Origin of the sequence: Enterococcus dispar ATCC 51266 (genome assembly GCF_000406945.1) — a bacterium.
Classification (GTDB): Bacteria; Bacillota; Bacilli; order Lactobacillales; family Enterococcaceae; genus Enterococcus_C; species Enterococcus_C dispar.
In genome coordinates this window covers 2,369,995-2,392,044 of record NZ_KE136354.1, presented here as the reverse complement: position 1 = coordinate 2,392,044, position 22,050 = coordinate 2,369,995, and the positions used below count along the sequence as shown (strand labels likewise).

Genomic DNA, 22,050 nt, shown 5'->3' with positions numbered 1-22,050 from the left:
GCCTGAAATGTTGAGACGAATGGTACTTGATTTCCAAAGAAGTCTCCGTCCCATACTGTGTTCGCAAGAAAATAAATTCGCAACGACTCCAGTAATATTAACGTTTTGAGATGTGACTCGTACTTATTACAAGTACTTCTATCAATAGAAATCCAATTATATCAACATTACAAACATCTAAAAAACAGTTTGATATGGATAAAATAGGATTAATATTGATATTACTTGAACCAATTTGAACCAAAGATGAATGGTAGTTGAATACAATTTTCTTACTAGTTTATCAATCTTTTTTAGAGTTATTCCTCCCCTCTTATTTATTTGAGACCGTATTGATGGCTGGATAGCTGTCTAATAGGGGTTTCAAGGCCAGAATTAGCTAAGCTACTAGATTCTCGAATAATTGTATAAGCCGGTCACACCTACTTAAATGTGATTGAGAAGGTCAAATATAGGGTCAAAAAATACTCGTCAGTATGTCAGATAGATAAATCCAATTTTACGCCAAAAGCAGATCCTTTTCTCTTAAAATAGTAAGAGCCATCGAAGATTTATGTTTCACTTCGCACGGCTTTTACTTTAATTTTCCAATTTATCAAAAGGACATTTTACGTCTTTTTATCTTTTACCGAGATAGATGACAGTTGCTACTTAATCTAGCAAATTCGCTACACGACTTTTTATATCATCTCTAATTTCTCTGAATTTATTAATGATTTCTTCTTCTGTTCCAGTTGCTTTGGCTGGATCTTCCAAATCCCAATGAACATGCTTAATCCCTTTTGGAATTACTGGACATTTATCTTTGGCATCGCCACATAGCGTAATAATTAGGTCTGCTTGATTAAAATAATCCATATCGATCAAATCAGATGTTTGCGTAGAGATATCTATCCCTTCCTCAGCCATTACTTGAACGGCTCTAGGATTTAACCCATGTTGTTCAATGCCGGCGCTTTTAATTTCAAATTCATCTGTTGGCAAAATCGCTTTCCCATAGCCTTCTGCAATTTGACTACGACAAGAATTGCCTGTACATAAAAAGTAAATTTTTCTCATTATTATTTCCTCCGATATCAGACAATTCTGATGGATTTTGAATGAACCAATTTTTTTGTGCGATTAGATATTTTAACTAACAGTAACATGACTGGCACTTCAACTAAGATGCCAACTGCCGGCGCTTATGTAAAAATATAGATAATCATCTATGTTTTGTCAAATGCTTCTGTCTTTCAGTTCAAATTAATTAGTTTATTATTTGCATTCGATTCAATCTAATTTGAAAATCACTACTTATATAGATGCATCCATACAATCTATATAACTCCTCACATATTCAAATTAAAATTTGATTATTCTATTAATCTATGATACACTACATTCAAATATCCATTAGAATAAAGGAGGAGCTGTATGAAAAACGAAATTTGTGAAATCTCATGTGTTCATGAAGATAAAGTTTTACTAGGAAAAGAAAAGTTACAAACTGAGGATATTTCGAGCTTAAAAAGTGTCTTCAAAATTTTAGCTGATGAGAATCGCTTAAAAATTATCTACGCCCTAAGTTATGAGGATGAATTATGTGTATGTGATATCGCAGCAACTATCGAGGCAACCGTGGCAACAACCTCACACCATTTATTATCATTGAAAAAAAATGGAATTGTTGTGAGTCGGAAAGTAGGGAAATTGGTTTATTACTCTATCAAGAATGATAAATTTGTCCAACTACTAAATTCCAAACTGTATTTAGAAGATGAGGTGCTAGTATGAGTGAAAAAAAACAAGTCTATCGGGTTGAAGGATTGAGCTGTACGAATTGTGCGGCAAAATTCGAAAAAAATGTTTCTCAAATACCAAAAGTTACCGATGCAAAAGTAAATTTCGGTGCCGGAAAAATCTCTATCGAAGGCGAAGCGACTATTGCGGAAATTGAAGCTGCAGGAGCTTTTGAGAATCTTAAAGTTCAGTCCGAACATGATACAGAACCTCGCATTGAAACAAAAGAGCCTTTTGTGAAAAGAAACTGGAACCTATTGGTTTCACTGTTTTTAATTATTTTGGCATTAGGATCTCAAGTAGTTAACGGTGAAGATGCGCTATTAACAGAAGGATTATTTATACTAGCGATTATTATCGGCGGATTTAGTTTGTTTAAAGAAGGATTTTCAGACCTATTAAAATTGAATTTCTCAATGGAATCTCTTATGACAATTGCAATCATTGGTGCTGCAATTATTGGCGAGTGGACTGAGGGCTCAATCGTTGTTATCTTATTTGCAATTAGCGAAGCTTTAGAACGGTTTTCAATGGATAAAGCAAGACAATCAATACGTTCCCTAATGGATATTGCTCCGAAAGAAGCATTAATTAGAAGAAATAATGTTGAACAAATGATTAATGTTTCAAAAATCGAAGTAGGCGATATTATGATCATTAAGCCTGGACAAAAAATTGCTATGGATGGTCAAGTCATTAAAGGCCATTCCTCAGTAAATCAGGCTGCGATTACCGGTGAATCTGTCCCTATTGAAAAAAATATTAATGATGATATCTTTGCAGGAACGATTAATGAAGAAGGTGCACTTGAAGTCAAAGTTACAAAGCATGTGAACGACACGACAATTGCCAAAATTATTCACCTAGTTGAAGAAGCACAAGGTGAACGAGCACCTGCTCAAGCATTTGTCGATAAATTTGCGAAATATTATACACCCACCATTATGGTGATTGCCGCATTAATCGTCATCGTTCCCCCATTATTTTTTAACGGAGATTGGAATACTTGGTTGTATCAAGGGCTCTCTTTATTAGTTGTTGGCTGTCCTTGTTCTTTAGTAATCTCAACACCTGTGTCTATCGTTTCAGCAATTGGAAACTCTGCTAAAAATGGTGTTTTGGTAAAAGGCGGTATTTATCTTGAAGAAATTGGTGGCCTCAAGGCGATTGCCTTTGACAAAACAGGAACATTGACTAAAGGAACACCAACGGTAACAGATTTCACTACAGTTGATTCAAAAGACGAAGAGAAATATTTCTCAATTATTACAGCATTAGAATCATATTCTCAACACCCTCTCGCGTCAGCAATCTTAAAAGAAGCTGATAATAGAGCGATTTCTTATAAATCAGTAGTTGTTGACGAGTTTACTTCAATTACTGGAAAAGGAATACAAGGAAACATTGAGGGGATTACCTATCTTGTAGGGAGTCCAAAGCTTTTTGAATCTATCTTAACAGATAACTCAAAGATTATTGAAAATTACCAAAGACTTCAGCAACAAGGAAAAACAGCAATGCTCTTAGGAACAGATAAACAAATTTTAGCAGTCATTGCAGTAGCTGATGAGTTAAGAGAATCAAGTAAAGCAGTCATTGAAAAATTACATGATTTAGGAATCGAGCATACGATAATGCTGACTGGTGATAATGCTACAACTGCTCAGTCAATCGGAAAACAAACAGGTGTAACTGAAATAAAAGGCGATTTGATGCCTCAAGATAAATTAGATTATATTAAATCACTTAAGGAAACCTATGGAAAAGTCGCCATGGTTGGTGATGGTATTAATGACGCACCAGCATTAGCTGCCTCAACAGTCGGTATCGCAATGGGTGGCGCTGGAACAGATACAGCTTTAGAAACAGCTGATGTAGCTTTAATGGGTGATGACTTACAGAAACTTCCCTTTATAGTTAAATTAAGTCGACAAACATTGAGAATCATTAAGCAAAATATTACCTTCTCATTGGGAATCAAACTATTAGCATTATTACTTGTAGTTCCAGGCTGGTTAACGTTATGGATTGCTATCTTAGCTGATATGGGAGCAACTATATTAGTTACCTTGAACGGCTTACGACTGATGAAAGTTAAATCTAAATAGACAAGTAGTAGCATAAAAAGAGGAAAGACTAGCGACGGCAGCGCCGTATAAGCTAGTCTTTCCTCTTTTTAATGCTGTTGCAGGACGGCGTAGCCGGACTGCATGGGCAAGCCCCTCTTTCTAACAGGGGGCTAACAAAGAACAGGAAACTGTGACAACTACCCATTTGGGAGTGTCCTAGCAGTGTTTTCTTTGTCACATGCTTATCAATCTTGTCACCTTATTTTGATTGCGGATACGCTGCATTTAACAGGCGTTCTTTCTCGATTTCCATTGCGAATGGAAGATAGAGGTATTGTTGTTCTAATAGGTATAGATTATCTTCTGTGTATTGATAGGAGGCTGTTTCTTTTGAATAGACTAATGGGGCGATTCGAACATCGCCGGTCAATTGATTGATCGAGTATAGAAGAATGACTTTTTCACCTAGTTCCTTGGGCAAATGTTTCCCAAAATAGGAATAGGATTCTTGATTTGCTAAATAGACGAGTAAGCGATCCACACTAAAGTTGGAAAAGGTAAAGGGCAGAATGTGCAGAATGTGATTTTGATTATCATGGTGTAAATAGAGTTGAGCTTCTTTACCAAATTTAGTTGAACCAAGGTAAAGCTGCTTTTTCTCATCGATACATTGATAAGTAAATTGGTCTTGTTCCGTTGGTGGAATAAGGTTTATAATAAAAAATTCAATCATCCGATCCATTTCTTTTTCACTAACAAGACCGGCTTGTTTCAGTTCGTCTACTATTAGCCCTTCAATCTTAGGATCAAGCTTACCTGCCTTCTTTTGAAGCATTTCTAAAATGTATTGGTTTTCTTGAGTACCATACAAAAGATATTCGTTGGTGACATGGCCTATTTCTGCAATTTGGTGAAGGGTTTCGGTTTTTGGAAGGTTAATCCCACGTTCCCAGTTATTGACTGTACTTCGTGGTAAATCACCAATTAGTTTGCCAAATTTCTCCATACTCAACTTTAACTCTTGACGAATCTGCCGAATTCGATTGCCCACTGCTTGCTTGTCTATCTCCATGAAAACTCCTCCTCATGATAAGTTCTTAAATTCAGTATACGCTTGTACTTAAAAAAAGTCAAAATGTATTGACTTAAAATAAATACAGGCGTACAATCGATTTGTACTTAAAATAAGTCTGATGGTTCTTTGACAATTTAATAGCAGAAGGAGGTTTTTCTATGAACCAAGTCAATCAACATGATCTCGGGGAATCGATTCGAGTTTCTCGAGAAGAAAGGGGGTGGACCCAGCGATATTTAGCAGAAAAAGTGGGGATTTCGAGATCGTTATTATCGAAAGTAGAAAAAGGAACGAGACAATTAAGTGCAGAAAAATTGAATCTTGTATTGGATAGTTTGCAAGAAGAGCTTGTTCCGGTTAATCGTGTTCTGATTGATTATCTAACCATTCACTTTTTCTCGAATCAACATTTAAAACTGATTGAGGCAATCATTGGCATGCCCATTGAACGCTTTGAGGAACTGGATTATGCACCAAAGGGCTATATTGGGCAATATGTGTGGAATCAAGTAATCACGATTCGGTATTCCATTGACGATACGGTAAAAGGAACCGTAATGGAGTTTTCAGGTCAAGGCTGTAAACATCTTGCCATGCGTTTGAAGACCGCAAAATCCAACTGGCAAGAGTTCTTCCGTAAGGTATTAGCTTATCAGGGAAATTTTACACGGATTGATTTTACTTTAGATGATTTTGTGGGAAGTCTCAGCATTCCAGAACTGAAGCGTAAGGTAACACTAGGCCATGTGTGGACCACTTTTCAAGTGAGTGAATCTCATGGCGGTACGGATATCATAAACAATGAATCAAATGGTGAGACCTTGTATTTAGGCTCAAAGAAGAGTCAGTGTCGCTTTTGCTTTTATCAGAAGGATTATGAACAACGAAAGCGACGAGGAATTTCTTTAGAAGAAGCAGTAGTAAAAAATCGCTTTGAACTACGGTATCGAAAAGAGAAAGCGCAAAGCTTGGCAAAGATTATTTCAAAAACCCATGATTTAACCAAACTATTCTTTGAGTTACTTAATGGGGCAATTTGTTTTTATGACCGTGCTCCAAATGATCCAGGTGCAAAAGTCGATGCCAAATGGGCAGCCTTTATTGGCAATCATGGCGCAACCACCATTTCTTTAGAAACAATTCCTCAAAGCTTTGAGAAAAGTATGAATTGGTTAATTCACAGCGTTTCTCCCACCCTCGCATTTATTCAAGAGGTAGATAATCATTTTGATTCAAATTTGATTAACGAGATTATTAGCTGTGGGGAACTTAGTTCAAGGCAGCAAAAAATATTAGAAAATTTGATTGCTGAGCCTGATTATTATCAGGAAGAAGTAGAATTTTATATCCAGTGTCTTCAAAATATGAAGGCAGAAAAAATACACAAAAAAAGCAAAGCACAGCTTACACATTAAAATGTATAAACGTACTCCGCCCTAGACAAGTTGAGTATAGCACATTTCCTTGTGTCAGCCAAAAAACATTTTTGGAAAGGAAATAAACTATGAAAAATACAATAACTACTTATGAATTGCCCTATCTACTTACTAGAGAACAAGCTTCTCATTTTTTAGGGATCGATCCAAAATCTTTTGATAAATTCGTTCGCGCAAACGATGAGTTAGAGCGTTTTATGATAGGAAGACAAGAACGATACACTGTCACTTCCCTCATTAATTTTATTAAGACGCACTCTATCTAGCTAAAATATCGTAGGATGGTTGATTAGATGCTTTTCGCCATGTAGAATGACGGTGTATTCAACTAGCATTTATCAACCATCTTTCAGTGAAAGGATTTGTTATAAATGCCTAGTATAATTAAACGTGGTAACTCATATAGAGCTCAGATCTCACTTTACAATCATGGTCAACATAAGAAATTGACAAAATCATTTAGCTCTAAAAAGGAAGCAACTCGTTGGGCTTTGGAAAATGAATTGGAGAAAGGAAATGGAAAACAATTAGCAGAGCGTACAACAACATTTGCTGACTTCTTTGAAAACTGGATTCATATCATAAAGAAAAACGATGTAAAAGAAACGACTTTTCAAAATTATCAAAGGACTTCTCAAGTGGTGAAGAAATTATTTGGCGATATACAGTTAAAGGATTTGAACGATATTGTAGTACAACGAAAAATAGATAAGTATGCAGAAACTCATTCTCGTAAAACCACTCATGAAGTACTATTGAAAATCAAAACGGCATTACGTGATGCTTATGCTCGTGGCTATCTTGCTACCGATTTTGCAAATTTAGTCAAAACACGAGGGAAAGTTTTAGATAAGAGAAACCGTGCACTTTCTATTACCGAATTAAAGAAACTGCGTACTTATGTCATTAATCATCGAGAAAATGAGTTTAACATTCTTGTACTCCTTGCCTTAGAAACTGGCATGAGACGCGGAGAGCTTTTAGGTATACGTCCCGAAGACCTCTTTGAATATGGTATCCATGTCAGACGTTCCCTTAGTCCAACTTCTGAAGATACCTCGTTAAAAACAAAAAATTCAAGACGAGATATTTCCATTAATCAAGAAGTCTACGATATTCTAAAATCTGTCCCGATTAAGGATAATGGATATTTTTTTGATCCTGACGGCTTTCAACAATCTGCTAAGCTCGCCAGATTACTGAAAAAACTAGATATTCCAAAAACTACCTTCCACGGCCTAAGAGATACTCATGCTTCTTTTCTATTTTCACAAGATATTGATATTGCCTATGTATCAAAACGCTTAGGTCATATCAATATTCAAACAACGCAGAACTATTATCTTGAATTGATGCCAGAAAAAAAGCACCAGCAAGATGCTGATGCTTTAAACCTCTTAAATTCTTTGTCAAATTTATAATTTGAACCAACTTGAACCAAAAAATTCTTGTAAACGTTGATACAATAAGGAATTGATTAACGTTTTGAGAATTGAGAAGCTTTACGAGCTTTCTTAAGACCTGGTTAGCCCAACCATTTTTTCAAACAGCTTCACAATGCTTTGATAGCACCGATTTAAAGAGATTAAAACACGAAAAATTCTATTGACTTTCAAATTATTTGAAAGCAATGGTGTCAATTTGTTAAACAAAAATATGCGAGCTAATTAATCGAAAATATAATTACCTTCCTTAAGACATTTACTTAATAAGTTCATCAATGATTCTGTTTATTTCATCAGCATAAAGTTCTACCCTCACCAAATCTCCTTCATTAGGTTCTATGCTACGCATTCGTCTTTTCAAGTCAATATTTTTTGCCTTTTGTTTTAAGTCAGATAAACTAACATCTATATTCCTTTTGTAGTACTCATGATATAACAAATATCCCAGAAAACTTTTATTTACATAATTCTGAATTCTTCTTTTCTCATCAAGATTATCATTATTGTGCTCTAAAGTTTGTGCAAGTATATAATAATTATTATAGGGAGCAAATGATCTGAAAAAAGGAATAACATTAAAATATAACGATGCTTCCAAAACATTAAAGGCTTGTTGAAAATCACCAATTAGTGCAAAATATAACGTCTGAATGTTACTAAAATTTTTAGGCAGTATATCTTCATTTATCTCTATATAATTATTGACCCTATTATTAATTGATTCATTTGGATTGTCACCATCAAAAAGCACTATTGTTGAAATCGCATCATGATCAATAATTTTTTCTATATTTTGATGCTTCTCCAATACCGCCTCTGTAATTGTTTCGCTAAAAAAAGTTTGAACGACTCTTTTTGTTACTTTAATCGAATCAAAATCCGTATCAATATTTGACTTATAGTATCTTAGTGGTAACACAAAGAAAAACTCTCTTTTTTCTTCTAACAATACTATTTCATCTTGTATTGTTTCTTTAATAACCTCCTCTAATTTTGCTAAGTAATTACTAAAAAGTTCTTTTAGAACATCTTTGGTTGCAATAAAAGTCAAATAACTCGGAATAGGATCATCAAAAATCAGATAATCGCTATTCACGAGAAAAATATTTTGATCAGAATCATTGACATCAAAAATAGTAGCCGCTGTTAGAAAGAAAGTATCATGATACTTAAACAGATGATCGCTTGCCATTAATATAATATTTCGATTTTTGATCCAGAACATTTGGATTAAATCGAGTGAATCTATCAAACTTTCTTTTTTAATTTCTCCTAAAATATTCTTTAATAGCAATAAATATTCATTTTGAATTTTTCCGAGTTCTTCGATCATATAAAGTACCTCTTTTATTTTTCCAAATGTGGATTGGGATATACTTCATTCATCACATCAAGATGTCTTATCAAAATATCCTGCATATCTTTTCCTACATCAGAAAGTGATTGTTCATTATCAATATCAGGGATTCCATGATACTGATGTCAGGGCCTCTAATAGTCCGCTTATCACTCGCTCCTAATTTTCTAAAATTATTTAAACCGATCTACATATTCTCTTTTGCTAATACTATCCCTAATTTGATCATCTGCTTCCTGTTCGCGTATATATTTTTCGATTGTTTTCTGGTTCAATCCCACGGTACTGACATAGTAGCCTCTTGACCAGAATCTCTTATTGCCATATTTATACTTTAAATTTATATATTGTTCATGTATCAAATGATACGATAAACGGTCAATAGCCACTTATCAATATATCGAAAGGAGTCTTTTAACGCTAAAGCTACTTCGTCCACGCCTATAAGTGCGCGGCTTTCTCGCTTTGCGACCAAAACGGACTAAAATCATTAATAAAGGTGCCAAAACATTGATATTACAATGTTTTGGCACCCGTTTCGCTTCATTAAGTGTCAAATTAAGGATTGTAGCGTAAATTAGATACTAGAGAAACTTTGCAACACAACCACACTTTTAGCCCTTCACACCACCGTTAGACAGTCCTGCTACAAAATATTTTTGTAGGTAAAAAAATAATGCAGCAATTGGTAAAGCAACTAGTATTGCTCCAGCTGCAAACAAAGTTACTCGTTGATTTCTCGTATCATTGATAAACGTTTGCAAACCGACAGCAACGGTCGTCCTATCAGGACTTCTTAACAGAAATTTGGAGAGCATATAATCTCCAAAAGGTGTCATAAATGCCCAAAGAGCCTGTACAGCTATCATTGGTTTGACCAATGGGGCTACTATTTGAGCAAAAATTCTAAAGCTACCTGCTCCATCTAATTTAGCTGATTCATCTAAACTGATTGGTATGGTATCAAAATATCCTTTCATTAACCAAGTATTCATAGGTATTCCACCACCTATATAGATTAATGTTAGAAACCAATATTGATCTAGACCATTCGCTAATAATCCCATAACATAAAAGGCGGTTAAGGCTGACATCGTTGGAATCATTTGAACTATAAGGAAGAAAATTAAGCTTTGTTTTTTACCAATGAAGGAATATCTACTGTATACATATCCAGATAAAGTTACCGTAATTACTTGGAATACCATTGTACCAACTGCAATAATTAAAGTATTAACATACCATTGTCCGTACATGCTTTCTGAAAATAGACGAGTAAAATTACTCAATGTCCATTGATTATGGAACTCCAACTTAAATGCAACAACATTTCCTACCGTAAATGCAGAAATTATTGTGATAAGCAGTGGAAAAATAATGATTATTGATGCAAATATTAGAATAAAATACGTAAAAAAATTACTTTTTTTCAGAATTTTCTTCATATTAATTAATCCTCCAATTTAAATGCTTTTGTGCGCTTAAAGACCAATAAAGAACTCGCAATAATAAAAAATGAAATAACTAAAGTTATAGCTGCGGCAAACGAGTATTGTGGAGAATTCCCCGTTACTAACTTATAAATCCAAGAAATTAAAATATCCGTCTCTCCAGCACCTACGCCTACTGAGCCAGGGCCACCATTATTAAACAAATAAATAGTAGAAAAATTATTAAAGTTTCCTACATATTGTGTTATGAAGGTTGGCGCAGCAATCAGCAATATTGATGGTAAGGTAATACTTCTGAATCGCTGGAAAGAGGTAGCTCCATCTACAGTAGCAGCTTCATATAAATCCTTAGGAATAGACTGAAGTATCCCTGAAACCATGATATAAATGTAAGGAAAGCCAATCCAGCCTTGTACTAGTACAATGGCTACTTTTGTCCAAAAAGGATCAGTTTTCCAAGGAATAGAGGTAAGATCGAAAAACGGGAAAATAGTATTAATAAGCGGAATAACTTGAGTATTGATAGCACCTGCGGAATCACTAAAAATATTTGAGAAGCTCATAATCGTGATAAAGGCTGGTACAGCCCAGGGTAATAAGAAAATCACGCCGAATATTCTCTTGAATTTCAAACCTTCCTTATTCAATATTACAGCCAAAGTAATACCTATGACTATTTGTAAGGTTGTTGCAGTAAATGTCCAAATCAGTGTCCACTCCAATACTTTAAAAAAGGTGTTTCTAATTAACTCATTAGTAACAATAGTTGAAAAATTATCTAAACCTACCCAATTTAATAATTGAGCAGGAGGGGTATGTTCAAAATCGTAGTTAGTAAATGAAATTAAAATAGATACTAGAACTGGGAATACAATTGATATCAACATAAAAATGTAGGCTGGAATTGTCAATAAATAAGGGAAGCCTTGTTTACTTACTGTAATCCAATGTTCTTTGATAGTTCTGTTAATTTTTTCTCCCTGTTCTTTCTTTTTTTTAACATTTCGAACATCAATCATTGAAATTATCCAAAAAAATAGAAACACTACTATAATTAGTATTTGAATAGTACCTTCAACCAAATAAAATAAAGAATTATCTTTAATAGGAACTTTTCCTAGTGTAATAATATTATTCAAAAAATCCGATCCCCAAAAAAATATTTCTCCTAAAAATACCAAAAATATTCCTAAAAAAAAGAGTCCTTTTATTTTTTGACCATTATATATTTGACCTATTCCCGGAACTAACATCCTTCCCGCAAGCTTTAAAACTTTAGTCATCATACACTCTCCTTATCTATTTATAAAGCAAAAGTGTTGGGAAATTTTTCCCAACACAAAAAGTAAGCTACTGGTACTTTTGTTTTATGATATCTTTTAGTGAATTAACCACGCCATCAGCTGCTTTTTTTGCATTATTTTCTTTGACTGCATCGTACATTAATGATTCACAGATTGGATAGACTTCTGTCATTTCTCTAATAGTAGGTATTGGAACCCCAACTTCTTGTTCATGATCAATCGAATCAACCACCAAATCTCCCTCATCAATAACTTTTTGTAGGGCATTTTGGTTAGCTGGGGCTTCACCATTTACTTTGTATAATTTATATGCGTTTTCTTCATTTGTTGCATACTCGACCCAGCTTTTAGCTAAATCAGGAACTTTAGTATAAGCTGAAACTACCCAGTTTTTACCTGAAATAAACGGTTTATATTCTTTCCCGTTATTTAATTTTGGGATTGGCGCGATTCCTAAATTAATACCTGCATCCTTATAATCATTAACAGCCCAAGGTCCATTAATCACAACTGCAGTATTCTTGTCAATAAATGCTTGATTAAGAAAATTCCCTGCTGTCTTATTATCTAACATACCGGATGGCCACTTGTTGTACCAATCCATTGCATACTCAATACCCTCAATAGAACCTTTATTATTAATGCCTATGTCATCAGTATTAGTGTTGTCATCTCCAAAGACATAACCGCCATAGCCAGCTAATAATCCCGCACTACAATAAAAATCACTCCAATTTACTAAGAATCCCGTCGTTTTTCCATCCTCATATTTAGATATGAAACGCCTATCATTAGCAATATTTTCCAAATCTTTAAATGTTTTTGGAGCTTGCTGCACTAAATCTTTATTATAAAACATCACTAAAGCTTCCGTTGTTAATGGAACACCATAAATTTTTTCGTCAATCGTATCAATATCCCATTGATTTTCCTTAAATTCTGTTGTATGAATTTTATTTAATTCTAGTAAATGTCCCCCATGGCCTAAATTTTCAACACCACCTATAAAAACATCTGGTCCTTTTCCCGCAGGTCCATCTAATGGTAAAGCAGCAATTTGATCAGCCATATCCTTTTCAATAACCGTTACATTAACATTATATTTTTTTTCGAAATCCTTTTGAATGTCTTTAATATAATCCATATATTCTGCACTCACACTTACTGATAACGTATTAGTATTTTCAGAATTTTTATTTTCATTATTACATCCTGTTAATAGTAAACTACTAAGTAATGTAAAAAAGGTTAATAAGCCTAGAAATTTATGTTTCATTTGTGTACACTCCTTTGATTAGTTCCTTGAATTTTATAGTTCTTACATTGGGACCAATTTCTATTTCATACATATCTGAAAGTTGCCATCTATTATTCGTCAATGAAAAGTATTTAAAATATTCCAGTGGGATATTAATCGTAAAGGTTTGCTTATTTTTACTAAGAATATTTTTTTTGCAAAAACCTTTTAATTCTCTGATTGGTCTCTGCCATTCATCATCTGACACGATAGGCCGAGCATAGACTTGTATAGTTTCTTTCGCATCATGAGAGCCGATATTTTTTACAACTACATTAATCTCTAAATTTTTGTTACTTTTTTTTATTGAATAGTCAACATACTCAAATTCTGTATAGGTTAGACCGTATCCAAATGGGTATAGTACATCACTACCAAGTGTTGTATATCCTCGATATCCAACCATCAGTTTTTCTGCGTATTCAACATCGGGACCCACGCCAAAATTATTAATCGAGGGAACATCATTGAGATTAGTATAATAAGATTCGGCTAATCTTCCTGATGGCGAAATTTTGCCCAAAAGTATGTTAGCTATTGCGGTACCACCTTTTATTCCAGCATAGCCCATATGAATGATCCCTTTTACCTCAGACTCCCATTTTGAAATATCTAAAGTTGAACCAGATTGTAGAACAACTACAATATTTTTGTTGACTTTTGTACAAGTAAGGATTAGTTCTTCCATAACTTTACTTAGTTTTAGCGAGTCTCTGTCAAAGTTTTCAGATTCTGTACCATAAGTATTTCCTACAAAAATGATTCCTGTGTTTACGGTTTCTAATTTCTTGGTTAAATCTGCTAGATTATGAGCTTCGACACCGCCAAACCCTTCATTGTGTACCACATAACCTTGGCAGAATTCTGTATTTGGACATTGTTTTTTTATTTCATGATATATTGAATCTACAAAAATAGGATTAACACGTGCACTACCTCCACCTTGGATAAATGGGTTTTCTGCAGCTTCGCCAATTACAAGGACGGATTGCCCTTGTTCCAGTGGTAAGATATGATCATTTTTTAAAAGAACAATTGATTCCTCTGCCATTTCTTGACATAATTTAATTCTATCTGCTTGATTGAACATAGCTTTTTTTCGTAACGACTTTTGTGAATTTTTCTTGATAATTAAATTTTTTATTCTATCTACAGATGCTTGAAGACTTTCTTCTGATGAAACTTTTTGGACTTCTTTGAGTCCTTCATATCGATAAGGCATTTCTAAGTCTAATGTAGCTTCTAATGATTTAATCCGATTTTTTACAGAGTCCCAGTCTGAAATAACGACGCCAGTATATCCCCATTCTTTTCGTAAAATTTCATCTAATAGAAACTTGTTTTCAAAACAAGATACTCCATTAACCTTGTTGTATGCAGACATGACCATCCAGGGTTGTGTTTCTTTTACAATAATTTCAAAAGCTCGTAGATAAATTTCCCTAAGCGTTCGTTCATCTACAATACTATTAGAAAAGTGTCTATCGAATTCTTGGTTATTACAGGCAAAATGTTTTAAGACAGTACCTACACCACAGCCTTGTGCTCCTTGAATAAAACTTTTAGCTAATGTCGCGGTCAGAATTGGATCTTCACTAAAATATTCAAAATTCCGACCATTTAATGGACATCTTTTAATATTAACACCGGGTCCTAAAATCACATCACTTCCTCGTAAATCAAATTCAGCTGCCATGGCTTGTCCGAATTTAGATAAAAGTTCCGAATTCCATGAATTAGCAACGCATGATAAAGTTGGGAAACAAATTGCTCGATAGGTTTCCAATTCTTTTCCATTTTGTGAGTCAATTGTCTTTCTTAACCCATGCGGGCCGTCTGACATTACTATCTTTCCTTCGCTCGTCCCGTCAATGGAAAATGTCTCCCAACGATTAGATCCAACTAATAAGTTCCTATCTTTAACATTTACCAAAATGCATCCACACTCTCTCTCTAATATTGTATAGTATCAATTAAAAATGTTCACATTGAGATTGTATCCGCTTATAATCTGTGCAAGTTGCCATTTATTGTACTTTTTATGTCAACTATTGCTAAAAGGTCCTCCAACGATTAGATACAACTAATAAGTTCCTATCTTTAATATTTACCAAAATACATCCACGCTCTCTAATTTTGTAATAGTATCAATTAAAAATGTTTACATTGAGATTGTATCCGCTTATAATCTGTGTAAGTTGCCATTTATTGTACTTTTTACGTCAATTATTGCTAATTGGAGGAATTAATATTATGAAAGCAGTCTACGAAAATTCTAGAGATCAATCTAATATTCTTTGTTGGGAAAAGAAAAATGATGCCTATTTTGCCCACTATCATCAAACGCTAGAATTTGTATATGTAACCGCCGGGATTTTAGATATTGCTATCGATGGTAAAAAATATAGTATTTCTTCTGATACTTTAATATGCATTCCTAGCTTCAGTATTCATAATTTTTCAACTCCTGAATTCTCACGAGCCTATTTCTTAGTTATCCCCATTGAAAAAATATCTTCTATCAAGAAGTATTTTGTTAACAAAAAATTTAAAAGCATAATCATTCAAAAAGAAAAACTATTAAAAGATATTAAGCCTCTTTTTATAGCAATGAGTAAGCAATATAAAAAATATGATGAATCTCAATCTAATCAGACACAAATAATTATGCATGGTTATGCGTATGCTTTTTTAGGACTATTGTTAAAGAATCTTCCAATAGAGGAAATTACTCAATCTAAAAATATAAAATTGACATATCAAATTATCTCGTATTTTCAGAGAAATTATATGAATCCATACACTCTTCAACAACTATCTAAAATATTTGGTTATAGCCCTAGTCAATTTTCTCGAATTTTCAATAAAAATTTTGGGTGTTCAATAAATGAATATATCAGTCAACTTCGGTGCAGTCATGCTACTCTGTTACTAGCTGATAATTTAACTATTTCAGAGATTGCCATGAAAGTGGGATTTTCCTCGGAACGAACATTTTATCGTGCATTTAAAAAGTATTATCATATCTCCCCTAAACAATATAGTATCCAAAATAGGTCTATTTCCTGTGAAGTAGAATAGGTTTCTAAGATGGTCTAAGGCGTTCTGTTGCAAAGGTTTCTGAATAGACATATTTGGCTTCTATACTAGAAATACGGACAAGTTGTTCACCATAATCTATTAAAGGAGCTTTTTATTATACAGACAAAAAAACAGCTACAAGATATTAGGGTACATGGAACACAGAAACGAATAGTGCGGTAGCACAAAAAGAAAAACACGAGAAACGTTGATTTAACGCCACTATCATGTTTTTCTTTTTTCTATTCAAAGTGCTTCGCTGGAACAGCCGTGCGAAATGGTGCGGTAGCATGTAAAAACCGAACCTTTATAATGAAGATTGACATAGACAAGTCGATCATACTTTAAAGAGTCAAATCTTTCTTTCAAAACCGGGGAAAAACTAATATTGCAGGACTCTGATAAAAGAACTGCTAATAAACTGATATCCAGATCTTCCATTTTGGTGTCCTTGTCACTTAAGTGGTTAAATGATCTAGTAAGATTTATCTGTTGATTTACTTCCAATGACAAATCTGACAGATCGATTTTAGGAAGTAACTGTTGAATGCGACGTATAAAAGATTTATCTTCCTTTTTTTCGTATGTCCTTTTGAGTCTAGAAATAATCAGGTAATCTGTATTTTCTATTCTGGCCATTTTAGAAGTAGGCCAACGATTTAGCCGCTCTTTATGGGACAGTTCCAAATCATTCTTCATCCATAAAGTCATTTCATTTGCTGAAGAAGGAAGATATAGTTGTTCCAGTAAAATATCTTTTTGTTGAATACAAGTTTCCTCATCAATCGGTTGAAAAGTAGTAAATACATAGGTTCCTTAAAAAAAATACCGTTTCAAGTAGCCTTCATCGCTACTTGAAACGGTATTTTTCTATGCTCTAAAGCACCAGCAGGATGTTGATGCTTTAGAAATGTTAAACGATTTATCGCGATTAACACCAACTGACACCAGAAAGTAGCAGTTGAGCCTGACAATATAAGGAATTGATTAACGCTTAGAGAATTGTGAAGCTTTACGTGCTTTTTTAAGACCTGGTTAGCCCAATCATTTTTTCAAACAGCTTCATAATGCTTTAATAGCAATGATTCCAAGAGATTGAAACACAAAAAATTTAATTGAATTTCAGATTATTTAAAAGCAATGGTGTCAATTAATTACTTGCGAGCCGATACTATCAAATACATATACGTAGAATATTGAGCAGAGTAAGGAAAAGCATTTTACAGCATTTCTTGATGTAAAATGGATAAGTATCATATAATCAAATACTTCCACGTTAAAATTTTTTAAGTAGTATTTGCTTGATGCAGTGAAGCAATTCAATAATCACTTGAACTATCTATCCTAGACATATTAGAACTTTTCTTAGCTATTTTCCTGACAAATGTTTCAGTCTTCGTATTCCAATCATAATATGAGTACCTAGTAATGTCTTCCCAAATATAAAGGTCATTGTCCTTTATATTTCCACTACCATCTAAAATAGTCTTTTTGTACTCTATTTTTAAACGTTTTTCGTACTTTTTTCTCAGACTAATTCTAAATCCGGGATACTTAGAAAAATCATTTAAAAAATAAAAGTATTCTCCTTCAAGGATTGGAAACTTTGCTCCCTTCTCTAAATAATGATATATTTTTTCATCTGTAACTGATTTTAGTTTATTCGCCACGGTTATATACCTAGTATCCAAACCAGACAAATCATCTTCTAAAATGTAATAAGCAATACTACAACAAACAAAATATGAGTCTTTTTTTTCCGATAATATTTTACACAAAAAACTAGGTGACAGTTTTTTGTTTAGGAGTTTCATAAGTATAAAAATTTCGTACATATCTTCAATTTTTCCAATATTGTTTTTTAAAACAAGAAATAAGTGTTGGAACATTTTTTCTTCTATATATTTTAAAGACTTCATTTGTTTGTCTAGCTCATTTATTTTTCTTTCAACATCTTCATTAATATTTTTTTCCAAAGAAAGTTCTTTTCTACTTAACTCCCATTCACGATTCAAATTCTTAATTTGGCCTAATAATTTGGCAAATATTGCAATTAGATAGTTAGTGCTTTTGTAGTTTATATCTAAAGTAAATATATTAGTTATAATTTCTAAAATATTAGAAATTACGTATCGGTGTTCATACTTTCCATCGTAAAATATTGCACCTCGAATGGTTTTTAGAAAGTAATTAATTGTTCTACTTTTAGAATTAGGATACATTGCAATCAAACTTTCTATCTTAAAAAAAAGATCATTCCATTGATTCTTTTCACCTTTATAGTCCTCAACTTCAATATGTTTTTTTACTGCAGATAATAACTTATCAAATTCAAATTCCTTAATTGCTCTCTTCAAACCAATTATCGAAGCGTCATATATCTCAAAGGGTTTCTCTTGCAATTCAGTTTTTCCAATATTTAAAGTCAAATTATACTTTTCTAATTCGCTACGCAAGAACGACTGTAATAACTCGATATGCTCCTTTTTTGTTGCAAATATAAAATAGTCGTCAATAAATCGATATAATGAATACTCCCTTTTATTTTGCAAGCCATTTTTTTTTGCAAAAATTTCTAAATCAATATCAATTCGCGTAAAAAGTAATTCAGCTATTACACGAGAAAATTCTGGACCTACAACTAAGCCATGAGTTTCATTAAAGTTAATTTTTTGAGATATTTTATCACTTGCATTTGGAAAAGAATTATCGATACCTATATATTTTTTGGCTAAAGACTTATCTCCAAATATCGCCCATGCTAAAGAATGTGTATAAATACTGGGAAAACACCTCTGTATATCTAGTTTTAAAAAAAAGTTATATTTATATTTATCTCTATTAAATCTAGGTGAATTATACAAATCAGTAATCTTTTTATATTTTCTATAGGAAAAGAAATTGTAAAATAAAATTTGATCTTCTTCACTTGTTACGGATAACTGTTCATTAAAACTATATTCTTCTTCAATCTTAGCTATTTCTTTTTTTCTAAGCTCAATATCTTTAATTTTAGGGCGATTTCTCTTCATAGGAGATCTAACACTATATGGGGAATTTTCACAGAAAGATAAAATTAATTGTTCATATTTGAGCATGTAATCGAATGTTTGAATTTGTGCAATTGGATGCAGAAGGCCTATTTTTCTTTTTTCATTCGCAGATTTAGGTATATGAAAAAAAAGAGGCACCGTTATAGATTCTAACAATTTGCAGTTGTCCCGATGCTGCTGCATTCTTTTTTTAGTGAAATTCATATACACAGCTTTATTAGAAAAAAGAATTGGGATTTCTTCAGCTAAGACATCCGTTCTCAAAAACAAATTTTTTTTCACGATATCCTCCTTTAATACTTTAGTTGAAACATAGGCAATTTTATAATAAAATTCGAGTATAATATGTTTCATATTATACACTAGCCTCCTTGTAGTTCTCAATGAGAACTATAATTCCCACCTTGATAAGCAGTTAACAAGATTAGCTACTTAAATTGTAGGACGGAATACACACTTGATGGTTACTCAATTAATTTGTATCCAAATGCTTTAATCGAGCATTTACTCCTCACTCAAGTAAAGGAGTGAGGAGAAGGAGTCTAGTAAAAAAAGGAGTTTTTAAGTGAAATCTATTCCGAAATTGAATAAGATTAATGCTGGGCAACGAATTTTTTATAATCCAACAAAAATTGAAAAACAAATATTTCTTGATATTAAAAGAGAAATAGAAAAAAAATATGGTATTAGATTATCCAGTAGAGAACAAATTATAAAACAGCTTATTGAAACCTTGACTCATGGAAATCATGAGTCTTATTTGCTTCCCAGAATAGACCTTAGAATTGTTCGTTCGGATATTAAAAATTTCTTTCCTTCCGTTAATAAGCATTCTTTATACAAAAAAATATCGCAAGGAAACATGTTATCCCTCTCCACGATAGATATCTTGAAACCAATGTTTTTTTCAAGTTCTGTTTCTGGAATCCCCTTGGGATTACCATTTTCAAACGCGCTTTCTGAAGTCTACTTAGAAAATTTTGATCAAGATATACGTACAGCTTTCAATCCAATTTTCTATTTTAGATATGTAGATGACATAATAATAATCAATTATAACAATAATAGAATAACCTCAGAAACCGATTTAAACATTTTAAGAGAAGTATTTAAAACTCATTTTTTATTATTAAACGAAACAAAAACCGAATTTTCAGTTTTCAAAAATAATGAAGAACTAAATTTCAACTATCTTGGATACCACTTTACTTCAGATAAAGGTAAATTATTAATCAATATCTCTGACTGTAAATTCAAGAAACTGATTAATAAAATTAAACGGGATTTCTATAATTATAAACAAAGTTCTAGATCAAAAAAACAATTTTGGATTCTGTACTATAAAATAATGAACATAATTTATGGAGTCACATCAATAGATAAATATGGGAAAAACATGCAATTTGGTCTAGGCTTTACTTATAGATTTATTAACGATAAATCCCAAATGCTTGATTTACTCAATATAATAAAAGGACTGATTTTTTCTTGTAAATTTTCTTCCTACCAATGCTCAACATTACTTAGCCTTATTTCTTATAAGAACACACCCCTAGAAATTCTTGGTAGACGATATGATTACACGAGATTAACAAAAAATCAATTCAGAATAATAAAGAATCGACTCAATTTAAACACGGCAAGCAATAATATAAGTAGAATATTCTTTTCTATTTATAAATAACCAACCATATAATATTCTTTATGTAAAAAAACATCTATCTATACTAGATAGATGTTTCAGACCGTAGACAAATACCGTTTCGAGTAGTGATAAAGGCTACTTGAAACGGTATTGAGAGCTGGATTGCTTTCTGGTGGTACCTGATAGTCAGAAAACAGCTTAGATATGGGATTATTGACAAATTAAAAAATCTAATACACCCCAGTAAATTTTGATTGAGAAGGTCAAAAGTATGGTCAAAAAATACTCGCCAGTATATTGTCTTATTCTTTCGACAATAGAATACTATCGTTTCTAGCATATTGAGAAATCGAATGAATATTTTGCATTTAATAAGATAGCCAGTAAAAAAAATCTTTTAAAGCATATAATTAGTATTGATAAGCTAACTCATTCCCAAAAATAATCCGCTTTTTTAATAAGTGCGTCATAAATTAATTGTTTATTTTCGTCAACTTTTAAAAATTCTTCAGCAGTACTTTCAAAATAAGCTAAAAGAGCCTCCTTTTCTTTCAATTCATCAACTACCCAAGGTTGTAATAAATACGGAAATTTAGCAGTATTTAAGTTGGATACCATATATTGATTAGTTGCTTTTCCTATAATCATTTCACTTTCAATTTTTCTTACAGCTCCATCATTGATAGGTAACAAATTCGTATAATTTTCATTTTCAAATAAACTTAATACAATACATATCTCATATGGACTTAACTTTCTTAGTCGTTTTTCAGCAGTTTTATAAAATTGTTTTATATTCTTTTTTTTCAATAAGAAGTTAAATATTTGGATAATTAAAGTAACAGTTAAAATAGCTGACGACACAATGAAAACTAATCCAATTATGAATCCGTATTTATTAACAAAAAATGTTAGATGAAGTTTTTTTAGAAATTCAATTGGTAAGAGAAGCATTAAACCACTTGATAAGGACAGTGCTGATAATATTTTAATTGGTAGATTCAATATATCTACGATATTTAAGTTCACTCTCAAATCAATCCCCCTGATCTCAC

The 22,050-nt window shown here is 32.7% G+C and carries 16 protein-coding genes and 2 pseudogenes; 7 read left to right on the top strand and 11 right to left on the bottom strand.

The window, feature by feature from the left end; translation table 11 throughout:
- Nucleotides 1–651 precede the first annotated feature (651 nt).
- Nucleotides 652–1,059: an arsenate reductase (thioredoxin) gene (gene arsC / locus RK01_RS11210; protein ID WP_002372037.1), complete on the bottom strand. Its 408-nt coding sequence runs from the start codon at nt 1,057–1,059 to the stop codon at nt 652–654.
- Between the two features lie 357 nt (nt 1,060–1,416).
- On the opposite strand from arsC, the gene cadC reads away from it, so the two are divergent.
- Both cadC and cadA read left to right on the top strand, forming a co-directional pair.
- Entirely contained in the window at nt 1,417–1,776 is a 360-nt protein-coding gene (cadC, locus tag RK01_RS11205) for a Cd(II)-sensing metalloregulatory transcriptional repressor CadC (RefSeq protein WP_002372035.1), read from the top strand.
- Nucleotides 1,773–3,890 (top strand): cadmium-translocating P-type ATPase CadA, encoded by a 2,118-nt coding sequence (cadA, locus tag RK01_RS11200; RefSeq protein WP_002372033.1) that lies wholly within the window; start codon nt 1,773–1,775, stop codon nt 3,888–3,890. Before cadC ends, cadA begins: the two co-directional genes overlap by 4 nt.
- Before the next feature lie 220 nt (nt 3,891–4,110).
- Here the strand turns inward: cadA and RK01_RS11195 are convergent, their stop codons facing one another.
- A complete protein-coding gene (locus RK01_RS11195) occupies nt 4,111–4,923 on the bottom strand; it encodes a helix-turn-helix domain-containing protein (RefSeq protein ID WP_002406006.1) in 813 nt (270 codons plus the stop codon).
- 161 nt (nt 4,924–5,084) lie between these two features.
- On the opposite strand from RK01_RS11195, the gene RK01_RS11190 reads away from it, so the two are divergent.
- The 3 genes from RK01_RS11190 to RK01_RS11180 all read left to right on the top strand — a co-directional run bounded on the left by RK01_RS11190 (nt 5,085) and on the right by RK01_RS11180 (nt 7,783).
- On the top strand, nt 5,085–6,341 hold the full coding sequence (locus tag RK01_RS11190; protein ID WP_016173388.1) for a replication initiation factor domain-containing protein: 1,257 nt from the start codon (nt 5,085–5,087) through the stop codon (nt 6,339–6,341).
- A gap of 89 nt (nt 6,342–6,430) precedes the next feature.
- On the top strand, nt 6,431–6,628 hold the full coding sequence (locus RK01_RS13945; protein WP_002372025.1) for a hypothetical protein: 198 nt from the start codon (nt 6,431–6,433) through the stop codon (nt 6,626–6,628).
- Between the two features lie 105 nt (nt 6,629–6,733).
- On the top strand, nt 6,734–7,783 hold the full coding sequence (locus RK01_RS11180) for a tyrosine-type recombinase/integrase (protein WP_002406008.1): 1,050 nt from the start codon (nt 6,734–6,736) through the stop codon (nt 7,781–7,783).
- A gap of 280 nt (nt 7,784–8,063) precedes the next feature.
- Here the strand turns inward: RK01_RS11180 and RK01_RS11175 are convergent, their stop codons facing one another.
- The 6 genes and pseudogenes from RK01_RS11175 to RK01_RS11155 form a co-directional block, all read right to left on the bottom strand.
- Entirely contained in the window at nt 8,064–9,140 is a 1,077-nt protein-coding gene (locus tag RK01_RS11175) for a hypothetical protein (RefSeq protein ID WP_016173387.1), read from the bottom strand.
- Nucleotides 9,141–9,337: 197 nt separating this feature from the next.
- Nucleotides 9,338–9,526 (bottom strand): annotated as a pseudogene (locus tag RK01_RS13565) (transposase); the annotation flags it as partial.
- A gap of 252 nt (nt 9,527–9,778) precedes the next feature.
- On the bottom strand, nt 9,779–10,609 hold the full coding sequence (locus RK01_RS11170; protein WP_016173386.1) for a sugar ABC transporter permease: 831 nt from the start codon (nt 10,607–10,609) through the stop codon (nt 9,779–9,781).
- Between the two features lie 5 nt (nt 10,610–10,614).
- Nucleotides 10,615–11,901: a carbohydrate ABC transporter permease gene (locus RK01_RS11165; protein ID WP_016173385.1), complete on the bottom strand. Its 1,287-nt coding sequence runs from the start codon at nt 11,899–11,901 to the stop codon at nt 10,615–10,617.
- A gap of 64 nt (nt 11,902–11,965) precedes the next feature.
- Nucleotides 11,966–13,195 (bottom strand): extracellular solute-binding protein, encoded by a 1,230-nt coding sequence (locus RK01_RS11160; protein ID WP_016173384.1) that lies wholly within the window; start codon nt 13,193–13,195, stop codon nt 11,966–11,968.
- A complete protein-coding gene (locus RK01_RS11155) occupies nt 13,185–15,059 on the bottom strand; it encodes a glycoside hydrolase family 3 protein (protein WP_016173383.1) in 1,875 nt (624 codons plus the stop codon). The genes RK01_RS11160 and RK01_RS11155 overlap by 11 nt, the downstream gene beginning before the upstream one ends.
- A 410-nt stretch (nt 15,060–15,469) precedes the next feature.
- Between RK01_RS11155 and RK01_RS11150 the strand changes: the two genes are divergently transcribed.
- Nucleotides 15,470–16,297, top strand: coding sequence for a helix-turn-helix domain-containing protein (locus tag RK01_RS11150; RefSeq protein ID WP_016173382.1), 828 nt, complete (start codon nt 15,470–15,472; stop codon nt 16,295–16,297).
- A gap of 309 nt (nt 16,298–16,606) precedes the next feature.
- Here RK01_RS11150 and RK01_RS13560 read toward each other — a convergent pair.
- Nucleotides 16,607–17,083: pseudogene (locus tag RK01_RS13560) on the bottom strand (Tn3 family transposase); the annotation flags it as partial.
- 533 nt (nt 17,084–17,616) lie between these two features.
- Nucleotides 17,617–19,632 (bottom strand): RNA-directed DNA polymerase, encoded by a 2,016-nt coding sequence (locus RK01_RS11145; RefSeq protein ID WP_244874967.1) that lies wholly within the window; start codon nt 19,630–19,632, stop codon nt 17,617–17,619.
- A gap of 283 nt (nt 19,633–19,915) precedes the next feature.
- Here RK01_RS11145 and RK01_RS11140 point away from each other — a divergent pair, with 283 nt between their 5' ends.
- Nucleotides 19,916–21,034, top strand: a complete 1,119-nt coding sequence (locus RK01_RS11140; protein WP_016173380.1) for an RNA-directed DNA polymerase — start codon at nt 19,916–19,918, stop codon at nt 21,032–21,034.
- Between the two features lie 390 nt (nt 21,035–21,424).
- On the opposite strand, the gene RK01_RS11135 is transcribed toward RK01_RS11140, so the two are convergent.
- Entirely contained in the window at nt 21,425–22,024 is a 600-nt protein-coding gene (locus RK01_RS11135; RefSeq protein ID WP_016173379.1) for a super-infection exclusion protein B, read from the bottom strand.
- Between the last annotated feature and the right edge of the window lie 26 nt (nt 22,025–22,050).

Excerpts from the sequence above, each read along its gene's own strand:
- RK01_RS11160 (WP_016173384.1), bottom strand. The coding sequence starts at position 13,195 with ATGAAACATAAATTTCTAGGCTTATTAACCTTTTTTACATTACTTAGT.
- cadA (WP_002372033.1), top strand. The coding sequence starts at position 1,773 with ATGAGTGAAAAAAAACAAGTCTATCGGGTTGAAGGATTGAGCTGTACG.
- RK01_RS11195 (WP_002406006.1), bottom strand. The coding sequence starts at position 4,923 with ATGGAGATAGACAAGCAAGCAGTGGGCAATCGAATTCGGCAGATTCGT.
- RK01_RS11190 (WP_016173388.1), top strand. The coding sequence starts at position 5,085 with ATGAACCAAGTCAATCAACATGATCTCGGGGAATCGATTCGAGTTTCT.
- RK01_RS11170 (WP_016173386.1), bottom strand. The coding sequence starts at position 10,609 with ATGAAGAAAATTCTGAAAAAAAGTAATTTTTTTACGTATTTTATTCTA.
- cadC (WP_002372035.1), top strand. The coding sequence starts at position 1,417 with ATGAAAAACGAAATTTGTGAAATCTCATGTGTTCATGAAGATAAAGTT.
- RK01_RS11180 (WP_002406008.1), top strand. The coding sequence starts at position 6,734 with ATGCCTAGTATAATTAAACGTGGTAACTCATATAGAGCTCAGATCTCA.
- RK01_RS11175 (WP_016173387.1), bottom strand. The coding sequence starts at position 9,140 with ATGATCGAAGAACTCGGAAAAATTCAAAATGAATATTTATTGCTATTA.
- RK01_RS11165 (WP_016173385.1), bottom strand. The coding sequence starts at position 11,901 with ATGATGACTAAAGTTTTAAAGCTTGCGGGAAGGATGTTAGTTCCGGGA.
- RK01_RS11150 (WP_016173382.1), top strand. The coding sequence starts at position 15,470 with ATGAAAGCAGTCTACGAAAATTCTAGAGATCAATCTAATATTCTTTGT.
- arsC (WP_002372037.1), bottom strand. The coding sequence starts at position 1,059 with ATGAGAAAAATTTACTTTTTATGTACAGGCAATTCTTGTCGTAGTCAA.
- RK01_RS13945 (WP_002372025.1), top strand. The coding sequence starts at position 6,431 with ATGAAAAATACAATAACTACTTATGAATTGCCCTATCTACTTACTAGA.
- RK01_RS11155 (WP_016173383.1), bottom strand. The coding sequence starts at position 15,059 with ATGTCAGACGGCCCGCATGGGTTAAGAAAGACAATTGACTCACAAAAT.